General features: G+C 64.2%; 13 protein-coding genes. 7 read left to right on the forward strand and 6 right to left on the reverse strand.

Annotated elements, in window-relative coordinates; all coding sequences use genetic code 11:
• The 5 genes from E4680_RS14580 to E4680_RS13005 form a co-directional block, all read right to left on the reverse strand.
• A partial coding sequence (locus tag E4680_RS14580) for a glutamine amidotransferase-related protein (protein WP_167792514.1) occupies window positions 1-149 on the reverse strand: 149 nt, incomplete at its 3' end.
• Window positions 150-209: 60 nt separating this feature from the next.
• Window positions 210-1,676 (reverse strand): IMP dehydrogenase, encoded by a 1,467-nt coding sequence (gene guaB, locus E4680_RS12990; RefSeq protein WP_135282849.1) that lies wholly within the window; start codon window positions 1,674-1,676, stop codon window positions 210-212.
• 84 nt (window positions 1,677-1,760) lie between these two features.
• Entirely contained in the window at window positions 1,761-2,564 is an 804-nt protein-coding gene (locus E4680_RS12995; protein WP_135282850.1) for a copper resistance protein NlpE, read from the reverse strand.
• A 130-nt stretch (window positions 2,565-2,694) separates the two neighbouring features.
• Window positions 2,695-2,976: a hypothetical protein gene (locus E4680_RS13000; RefSeq protein ID WP_135282851.1), complete on the reverse strand. Its 282-nt coding sequence runs from the start codon at window positions 2,974-2,976 to the stop codon at window positions 2,695-2,697.
• 13 nt (window positions 2,977-2,989) lie between these two features.
• Window positions 2,990-3,175 carry a hypothetical protein gene (locus tag E4680_RS13005; RefSeq protein ID WP_135282852.1) on the reverse strand — a complete coding sequence of 62 codons (186 nt, stop codon included), beginning with the start codon at window positions 3,173-3,175 and terminating at the stop codon, window positions 2,990-2,992.
• Window positions 3,176-3,559: 384 nt separating this feature from the next.
• On the opposite strand from E4680_RS13005, the gene E4680_RS13010 reads away from it, so the two are divergent.
• The 7 genes from E4680_RS13010 (at window position 3,560) to rfbB (ending at window position 8,669) form a co-directional block, all read left to right on the forward strand.
• Window positions 3,560-3,955: a MarR family EPS-associated transcriptional regulator gene (locus E4680_RS13010; RefSeq protein WP_135282853.1), complete on the forward strand. Its 396-nt coding sequence runs from the start codon at window positions 3,560-3,562 to the stop codon at window positions 3,953-3,955.
• Window positions 3,955-4,452: a transcription termination/antitermination NusG family protein gene (locus E4680_RS13015; protein ID WP_135282854.1), complete on the forward strand. Its 498-nt coding sequence runs from the start codon at window positions 3,955-3,957 to the stop codon at window positions 4,450-4,452. The genes E4680_RS13010 and E4680_RS13015 overlap by 1 nt, the downstream gene beginning before the upstream one ends.
• Window positions 4,453-4,589: 137 nt before the next feature.
• Window positions 4,590-5,159, forward strand: a complete 570-nt coding sequence (locus tag E4680_RS13020) for a D-sedoheptulose-7-phosphate isomerase (protein ID WP_135282855.1) — start codon at window positions 4,590-4,592, stop codon at window positions 5,157-5,159.
• Between the two features lie 54 nt (window positions 5,160-5,213).
• On the forward strand, window positions 5,214-6,116 hold the full coding sequence (gene rfbA / locus E4680_RS13025) for a glucose-1-phosphate thymidylyltransferase RfbA (RefSeq protein ID WP_320410119.1): 903 nt from the start codon (window positions 5,214-5,216) through the stop codon (window positions 6,114-6,116).
• Window positions 6,113-6,682 (forward strand): dTDP-4-dehydrorhamnose 3,5-epimerase, encoded by a 570-nt coding sequence (gene rfbC / locus E4680_RS13030; protein WP_135282856.1) that lies wholly within the window; start codon window positions 6,113-6,115, stop codon window positions 6,680-6,682. The genes rfbA and rfbC overlap by 4 nt, the downstream gene beginning before the upstream one ends.
• Window positions 6,679-7,569: a dTDP-4-dehydrorhamnose reductase gene (rfbD, locus tag E4680_RS13035; protein ID WP_135282857.1), complete on the forward strand. Its 891-nt coding sequence runs from the start codon at window positions 6,679-6,681 to the stop codon at window positions 7,567-7,569. The genes rfbC and rfbD overlap by 4 nt, the downstream gene beginning before the upstream one ends.
• Window positions 7,569-8,669, forward strand: a complete 1,101-nt coding sequence (gene rfbB / locus E4680_RS13040) for a dTDP-glucose 4,6-dehydratase (RefSeq protein ID WP_135282859.1) — start codon at window positions 7,569-7,571, stop codon at window positions 8,667-8,669. Before rfbD ends, rfbB begins: the two co-directional genes overlap by 1 nt.
• Window positions 8,670-8,733: 64 nt before the next feature.
• Here rfbB and E4680_RS13045 read toward each other — a convergent pair.
• Window positions 8,734-8,954: sugar transferase (locus tag E4680_RS13045; protein WP_205688934.1), on the reverse strand; the 221-nt coding region annotated here is incomplete at its 5' end.

An 8,954-nucleotide genomic window follows, 5' to 3' on the forward strand; every position in this document is an offset into this window, starting at 1 on the left:
GGCGCGAAGGCGCGCAGCGACGCCTCGTCCATGTCCCAGGGGTGAATCTCGCTGTAGACGCCGAGCTCGCGCACGCGCCGGGCGATCAGCTGCGTGTACTGGGAGCCGAAGTCGAGAATCAGGATGCGGTCGGCGTGGATATCCGCCATGGCAGCGCTCCAGACGCAGGAGGGGACGCCGGGCCATGCCGGCGCGGAAAGAGAAACGGATCAGCCCACGTCGACGCGGTAGTTCGGCGGCTCTTTGGTGATCACGACATCGTGAGCATGACTTTCGCGCATACCGGCTTGCGTCACCTTCACGAAGCGGGGTCGCGTGCGCATCTGCGAGATGTCGTTGCAGCCGGTGTAGCCCATGCTGGCTCGAAGGCCGCCCAGGAGCTGATGCACGATGGCCAGAACGCTGCCCTTATACGGCACGCGGCCTTCGATACCCTCGGGAACGAGCTTTTCCAGTTCGTCGGTGGTGTCTTGGAAATAGCGATCCTTAGAGCCCTGCTGCATGGCCGCAACCGACCCCATGCCGCGATAGGACTTGTAGGACCGGCCCTGGAACAACTCGACCTCGCCGGGGGCCTCTTCGGTACCCGCGAACATGCCGCCGATCATCACGCAATGGGCGCCGGCGACGATAGCCTTGGCCAGATCGCCCGAAAAGCGGATGCCGCCATCGGCGATGACCGGAATCCCGCTATCCCGCAGGGCCGTCGCGATATTGGCGACCGCCGTGATCTGCGGCACACCGACACCGGCGATGATGCGTGTGGTACAGATCGAACCCGGTCCGATGCCCACCTTGACCGCATCGGCGCCGGCTTCGACCAGCGCCAGGGCGGCTTCGGCCGTGGCCACGTTGCCGGCCACCACTTGCAGCCCCGGATACCGCCGCTTGAGCAGGCGGACCCGCTCGATAACGCCGCGGGAATGGCCATGCGCCGTGTCGACCACGATGACGTCGACGCCGGCATCGATCAGGGCTGCCACCCGCTCGTCGCTTTCCGCACTGGTGCCGACCGCTGCGCCGACGCGTAAGCGGCCCTGGCTGTCCTTGCAGGCATTGGGAAAATCGCTGGCTTTCTGGATGTCTTTGACCGTGATGAGGCCGCGCAGCTGGAAGCCTTCGTTGATCACCAGCACCTTCTCGATGCGGTGTTCGTGCAGCAACTCGATGACTTCAGCCGTGTCCGCACCTTCGCGCACCGTCACCAGCCGCTCCTTGGGTGTCATGATGCTGGCCACGGGCTTGTCGAGTTCGTCTTCGAAGCGCAGATCGCGGCCGGTCACGATGCCGACCAGGTTTTCGCCGTCCACGACGGGCAACCCGGAAATGCCGTGAGCGCGGGTCAGCGCCAGCACTTCGCGGATGCTCTGGTCGGGACGGACGGTGATGGGATCTTTGATGACGCCACTTTCGAACTTCTTCACCCGAGCGACTTCCGCCGCCTGGCGTTCGATCGACATGTTCTTGTGGACGATCCCGATGCCGCCTTCCTGCGCCAGCGCAATGGCCAGGCGCGCCTCGGTGACGGTGTCCATGGCCGCGCTGATCAGCGGCACATTAAGGTCGATTTCGCGGGTCAGTGATGTGCGCAAGCTGACTTCGCGCGGCAGGACTTCAGAATACTCCGGCAGCAGGAGTACGTCGTCGAAGGTCAGCGCTTCCTCGGTCAGTCTCATCCTCGGGATCCGCGGCAGCTCGGGAAAAGATCGGCGATTATAGCCGCAGGAGCCGCCTGCGGCCAAGCCGGTCGGCGATCCGGCTCAGGCCGCCGGCCCCGGCGTATAGGTCGCCGGGCAGCTTTGGCCCGGGCGACTGCCCAGAAGCTGCTCGATGCGCAGCGCCTGCTGGCCACGCGCGGCGCCACGACGTTGCGCTTCGACCCATTCGGCCTGGACGGATACCCAAAGCCCGACCTCGCTGGCCGATTCACGGGCCGCCTGCTGCAGCGCCGCCATCTCGCGGGATTCGGACAACACCGGCAGCGCCTGACCCGTTCCGCACAAGGCCAGCGTCCCGCTCCGCGCATTGAAGATGCCGGTCACGCGCATGGATTCAGCAATGGGATCGACACGCGCCGCGCGGCTGAGACTATAGGCCATGGTTCCAGTGAGCGGTTCGCCGTCCCGGCCGAGCTGCTCGAGCCGGGTGGAATCGGCCAGATGATAATCGCCGGTGCGACCGCTCTCGCCACGCAGGGTCAAGCGCCGTCCTTCGAGCCGCCAACGGCCGATTTCATGCAGAACGATCCCCTCGCCACCATGCGCCGACTCGTACTGTTGCCGCAGGCGATAGGTGCCGTCGCCGAGCAGCGTGAGCGTCCGGCGCATGCCGCCGCAGGCCTTGCACGGCAGTTCGCCGACGAAGGTCACCGGCGGCACCAACGTCGATTGCGCGCGCACATCCGGCGCGGGAAACGGCGCCTGAATCGGCGGCTCCGGATGCTTGGCCGCGCAGGATCCTAACCCCACTGCGACCAGCAGCCCCAACGACCAGCCACGGACCCTGTCCATGTTTTCCCGCATTTTCATGACGCCCCGCTCGCTCGCATACTGTGGATTCATCATGCCAGCATTCGACACAGCGCATCACCCTGCAAGCTGACACCTCGGGACAGCTCACCCGAAAAAGCCGGGCACTTGCACGTGGAAGGTCGCGCCAGGCATTCGCATCCCGAACGCCCGGCGCACATTCGACTCATTCCGAAACGCTGCCCTCGGGGGCCGCTGCGCTGCGCCGCCCGCGACGGGTGGTTCCCGGCGGACGTCCACGCGAGACCTGGAGATAGTTACGCAGCGTGGCGACACTGACCGTAATGTTTTCCGACTTGAGTACATTCGCGATCATTTCCATGGTGTATCCACGTTTTTGCATCGCGCGGATTTCCTTGGACAGCCGCTTGATCGCTTCCTGCTTGTTCAACTCGGACGCCTTCTTCGGCGCTTCGACAGGCGGCATGCCGCGCAGCTTGTCGGCCACTGAATCGACAAACTCAGGCGTGTACTTGGCGCGCTTTTTTCTTACTTTTTCCACAAAATTCCCTCACCATCCAAAAAATTACCAACTTCATTTTAGGCACCAAGAGTAGCCGCTTTTTGGTGCCCTGAAAAGAACACGCCACACCTGCAGAATCGACATCCCGAATTGCCACGCAATCCACACCAGTCACATCCTTCAATTCCTCGGCTCCCGGCGCCCCCGTTTCTGTTTGAACTACCGCTCAAAAAACCATTCACTTTAAGTGACCGAGCGCTGACATCCGCGCGCCAAATACGCGCCATGCGCCATCTGTGGTCCGACTGCGCAGCCGCACGCGGCGAAAACCAGGCATTGGCAAAACCGCCCCCCTCTTACCTGAAACAAGCGACCGATTTCAAATGTATCCGTTGCACCACACCTGAATGATCAGGCGCGCGTCATAGGGCTGCCGGCATGCCCCATAGGCCCTTCCGCGCCCAAATTTGGCGACGCGTGGCGCGCGGAAACGACGCCCCGATCGGCGCGACTTGCGCCCAGAGAGTCGCTGCGCTAGCCTGCGTTCAAGCCCTGAACGGAGTCGGTAATGACCTCCGAAGAAGTCCGCTACCGCCTCATGCAACGCTTGGCGCAGAATCCTGCGGTCACACAGCGCGAGCTGGCGCTGGAGATGGGCGTGAGCGTCGGGAAGATCAACTATTGCCTGCGCGCGCTCATCGAAAAAGGCCACGTCAAACTCGGCAACTTCCGCCGCAATCCCGACAAGCGACACTACACCTATTTGTTGACACCCGCGGGCGTCGAGGCCAAAGCATGGGCCACGGTGCATTTTTTGCGCCGCAAGCGCGCGGAGTACGAAACCATTCAGGCTGAAATTCGTGCCTTGCAGGATGAACTGGCCGCGCTCGGCATCGCCCCTGAACCCGAGCAACCCAAACCGGCCACGGATCCCGCAACCGCCACCCCGAGGGAGTCGCCCTGATGGCCCGCTGGTATGCCATCCAGACCAAGCCGCGCCAGGAGGAAACTGCGCTGCGCCACCTGGAGCGTCAGGGCTATGACTGCCACCTCCCACGCATCCGCGAACGGCGGTTGATCCGTCGGCGTCCCGTGTCCATGGCGGTGGCCCTGTTTCCGCGCTACCTGTTCGCCTGTCTCGACCTCACGACCCAGAACACCGCGCCCATCCGCTCGACCCATGGCGTGGTGGGACTGGTCCGCTTTGGCGCAGGCCCCGCACCGCTCCCGGAAGGGTTCGTGGAGCAGCTGCGCGAACAGGACGAGCGGGGCGGCATCCCGGAGCTGGGCGACTGGCAGACCGGCGATGCGCTGGAGGTGACCGACGGGCCTTTTGCCGGACTGCGCGCGGTCTTTGCGGCGCGCAACGGCGATGCGCGGGTCATCGTGCTCATGGAACTGCTCGGCCGGACCCAGCGTCTGGCCCTGCCGGAACATCAACTGCGGCGCGCCGGCACCTGACCCGCCGACGTGATCGCCATGCACGGCATGCGAGACCCGCGGGACGGCAATCGCAGGGCGGTAGCGTGCCCTGACAACGCTGCGCAGACTGATACACTCATGCGCCCGATCGTCCACCCAGGCCGCCGAGCAAGCCGATGTCCTCGTCACTGATCCAGCAAAGCCTTACCGAACACCGCGCCGCACTCGAGACCGTGAGCGCCATGGCGCCCGAAATCCTGCGCGCGGCCGAGTCCATCACCCAGACGCTGCGCCGGGGTGGACGTGTGTTCGCCTGCGGCAATGGCGGCTCGGCAGCCGACGCCCAGCATTTCGCCGCTGAACTGACAGGCCGGTTCGAACGCGAACGCCGCGGGCTCGCTGGGATCGCCCTGACCACCGACACCTCGGCGCTGACCGCCATCGGCAACGACTACGGCTTCGATGCGGTTTTCGCACGCCAACTGGAGGCGCTTGGCCAGTCCGGTGATCTGTTGCTCGCGCTCAGCACGTCCGGCCATTCGCCGAATGTCGTGCGCGCCGTCGAGACCGCCCGCGCGCACGACATCGGCACGCTGGGACTGTTGGGGCGGGATGGCGGCGCCATGGCCGACCTGGTCGATCAGGCCTTGATCGTCCCCGCGACCCGAACCGCACGCGTCCAGGAAATGCATATCCTGATCCTGCATCTGTTATGCGAGGCCATCGACGACACGGATCCCGGCTAACGCTCATTCGCATCACGAGATGTCGCTCTATCCGCCCATGAAAGAGCCGCCCCCATGCTCATGTCCAACTCGACACCGCGCAAAGGCATCCTGCTTGCCGGCGGCTCCGGCACCCGGCTCTATCCACTCACGGTTGGGGTGAGCAAGCAGCTTATGCCGGTCTATGACAAACCGATGGTCTACTACCCCCTGTCCACGCTGATGCTGACCGGCATCCGCGAGGTCCTGATCATCACCACACCTCACGACGCCGAAGCTTTCGCGCGCGTGCTCGGCGATGGCCGCCAATGGGGCATGACGCTGCACTATGCGGCGCAGCCCCAACCCGACGGCATCGCCCAAGCGCTGCTGATCGGCCAGACATTCCTTGACGGCGCGCCCTCGGCGCTGGTGCTCGGGGACAATATCTTCTTCGGTCATGGCCTTGCCGAATCGCTGGCCGCCGCCCATGCGCAGCCGAACGGTGCGACGGTATTCGGCTATTGGGTTCGCGATCCGGAACGTTACGGCGTGGTGGAATTCGACGACACGGGCCGGGCCCGATCAATCGAGGAAAAGCCGGCGCGGCCGCGCTCGAACTACGCCGTCACCGGGCTTTACTTCTACGATGAAACCGCGCCGGCCCGCGCCACTGAATTACGCCCCTCGGCCCGCGGGGAGCTCGAGATCACCGACCTCAACAACGCCTATCTGGCCGATGGCGCCCTGCGCGTGGAGCGGCTGGGCCGGGGTCAAGCCTGGCTCGATACCGGCACCCATGATTCCCTGCTGGACGCAGCCAATTTTGTCCAGGTGATGCAGGCGCGCCAGGGACTGCAGATCGCCTGCCCCGAAGAGATCGCCTACCGGCGAGGCTGGATCGACACCGAGGCGGTGCTGCGCCTCGCCGAACCGCTGAAAAAGAACGGCTATGGGCGCTATCTGATCGAGCTGGTCAGCCAGGGCAGCGCCACATGAAGATCAGCACAACCGCGATGCCCGGCGTGCTCCTCATCGAGCCGGTAGTCCACGGCGATACGCGCGGTTTTTTTCTGGAGACCTTCCGCGAGAACGCGCTGGCTGAACACGGTATCACCACCCCGTTCGTCCAGGACAACCATTCCCGTTCGGTACAGGGCGTTCTGCGCGGAATGCACTACCAGCTCGAGCAGCCGCAGGGCAAGCTGGTGCGCGTTGCCCGTGGGCGGGTTCTGGATGTCGCCGTGGATATCCGCCGCGGCTCACCCCACTTCGGGCAGTCGTTTGCTGTGGAACTGGACGATGTTGACCACCGCCAGCTGTATATTCCGCCGGGCTTTGCCCATGGCTTTCTGGTGCTGTCCGAAGTCGCCGACTTCATCTATCGCTGCACCGACTATTACCATCCGGCGAGCGAGGGCGGTGTCCGCTGGGACGACCCGGCGCTGGAGATCCCCTGGCCGACACTGGACGCGCCGCTGCGCGTCTCCGACAAGGATGCCCGGCTGCCGAGACTCGCCGACATCGCCGCCGATCGCCTGCCCGCCTATCCGGGGGCGACATGAACATCCTCGTCACCGGTGCCGGTGGTCAGCTCGGCCGCGAACTGTCCCTGCGCCTGGGGCCCAATGAAGCCGTCTGCCTGCCCCGCGCTGCGCTAGACCTGACCGACCCGGCCGCCGTACACGCCACGTTCATGCGCCTGCGCCCACAGGTCGTGATCAACGCCGCAGCCTATACCGCCGTGGATCGCGCCGAAACCGAGCGCGATCTCGCCTTTGCCACCAATGCCGAGGCGCCTGCCACGCTGGCCCGCGCATGCGCCCAGACTGGCGCTGCGCTCCTGCATGTGTCAACCGATTATGTATTCAACGGCCAAAGCCGGCGGCCTTGGCGCGAAGCGGACGCGACGGACCCGATCAATGCCTATGGCGCGAGCAAGCTCGCCGGAGAACAGGCCATCGGCAGCGCCCTGCCGCGACATCTCGTCCTGCGGACGGCCTGGGTCTTCGGCGCCCACGGCGCCAATTTCGTGCGCACCGTGCTGCGCCTCGCCCGCGAACGGGGCGCCCTGCGCATCATCGACGACCAGGTCGGCAGCCCCACTTGGGCCGGGCATCTCGCCGAGGCCTTGATCACGCTCGCCCGCCGCATTGCCGGGGGTGAATCGCTGGCCTGGGGCACCTATCACTATGCCGGCGCGCCGGCGGTGAGCTGGCACGGCTTCGCCGAAATCATTGTCCGTGAAGCCGTGACCCAGGGACTTCTGCCCGCAGCCGTCCCGATCGAAGCCATCGACACCGCCGCCCATCCAACACCGGCGCGGCGCCCGGCGTGGTCGGTACTGGATGGCGCCCGTTTCGCAGGGACCTTTGGTCTCAAGCCACCCGACTGGCGCATCGGCCTGACCCGAACCCTGACCGCCTGGAAAACCTCCGAGAGCGCAGCATGATGACTCCGCCCCGCGATCCCGCCCCGACCCACACGCCACGCCGCCTGCTCGTCACCGGTGGCGCCGGCTTCATCGGCGCCAATTTCGTGCACCACTGGCTGGGCACACATACTGATAGCCGCCTGGTCGTGCTCGACGCGCTGACCTACGCCGGCAATCAGGCGAATCTCGACCCCGTGCGCGATCGTCCAGAGCTGCACTTCGTCCATGGCGACATCCGCGATACCGCGCTCGTCAGCGACCTGTTGCGCGCCGAGGCCATCGACACGCTGGTCCATTTCGCCGCCGAATCCCACGTCGACCGCTCCATCCACGGCCCGGACGCCTTCATCGACACCAACGTCAACGGCACGCACAGCCTGCTCAAAGCGGCGCGCCAGGTCTGGCTGACCGAACAGCGCGTCCCCGCACACCGCTTCCATCATGTGTCCACCGACGAGGTGTACGGATCGCTCGGGGCCGCGGATCCCGCCTTCACCGAGATCACGCCCTATGCGCCCAATTCGCCCTACGCCGCCAGCAAGGCCGCCTCGGATCATCTGGTGCGCGCCTATCACCACACCTACGGCCTCGCCGTCACCACCAGCAACTGTTCCAACAACTACGGGCCCTATCACTTTCCTGAAAAGCTGATCCCCCTGTGCATCACCAATATTCTGCACGGCAAATCCCTGCCCATTTACGGTGACGGCAAAAACATCCGGGACTGGTTGTATGTGAAGGACCACTGTGTCGGCATCGGTTTGATCCTGGAGCAAGGCGTGGTGGGAGAAACCTACAACGTTGGCGGCGAAAACGAATGGGATAACCTTTCCCTGGTGAACGTGCTGTGTGAAACCATGGACAGCATCTTCAGCCGTCGCCCCGAGTTGAAAGAGCAATTCAGTGCCAGCCCTATGGCCAATGGGCAATCCAGCAAAGAGCTGATCACCTTTGTCACCGATCGCGCCGGCCATGACCGACGTTACGCCATCGATGCCAAAAAGATCCGCGATGAGCTTGGCTACAAACCCAGCGTAGACTTTGAGCAGGGCCTGGTGAAAACCGTGGACTGGTATCTGGAAAATCAGGACTGGTGGCAACCACTACTGCCAAAATAAATATCGGAATAACAAAAAAAGCCATCGTTTGATGGCTTTTTTTGTGCTCGGGATTAGGAGTGCTCTAGTAAGCGTTCTGACCCACAAAGCCTTTGGTGAACGTAGCCAGAATGATCCGGCAATCCATCCACAAGGACCAGTTGCGGATGTACTCCAGGTCGTATTGGATACGCATCTTCATCTTGTCCAGAGTGTCCGTCTCACCGCGCCAACCATTGATCTGGGCCCAGCCGGTAATACCGGGTTTGACGCGGTGGCGATGGGCATAGTCGCCGACGAGGTTCT

The sequence above is a fragment of the Candidatus Macondimonas diazotrophica genome (genome assembly GCF_004684205.1).
Classification (GTDB): Bacteria; Pseudomonadota; Gammaproteobacteria; order UBA5335; family UBA5335; genus Macondimonas; species Macondimonas diazotrophica.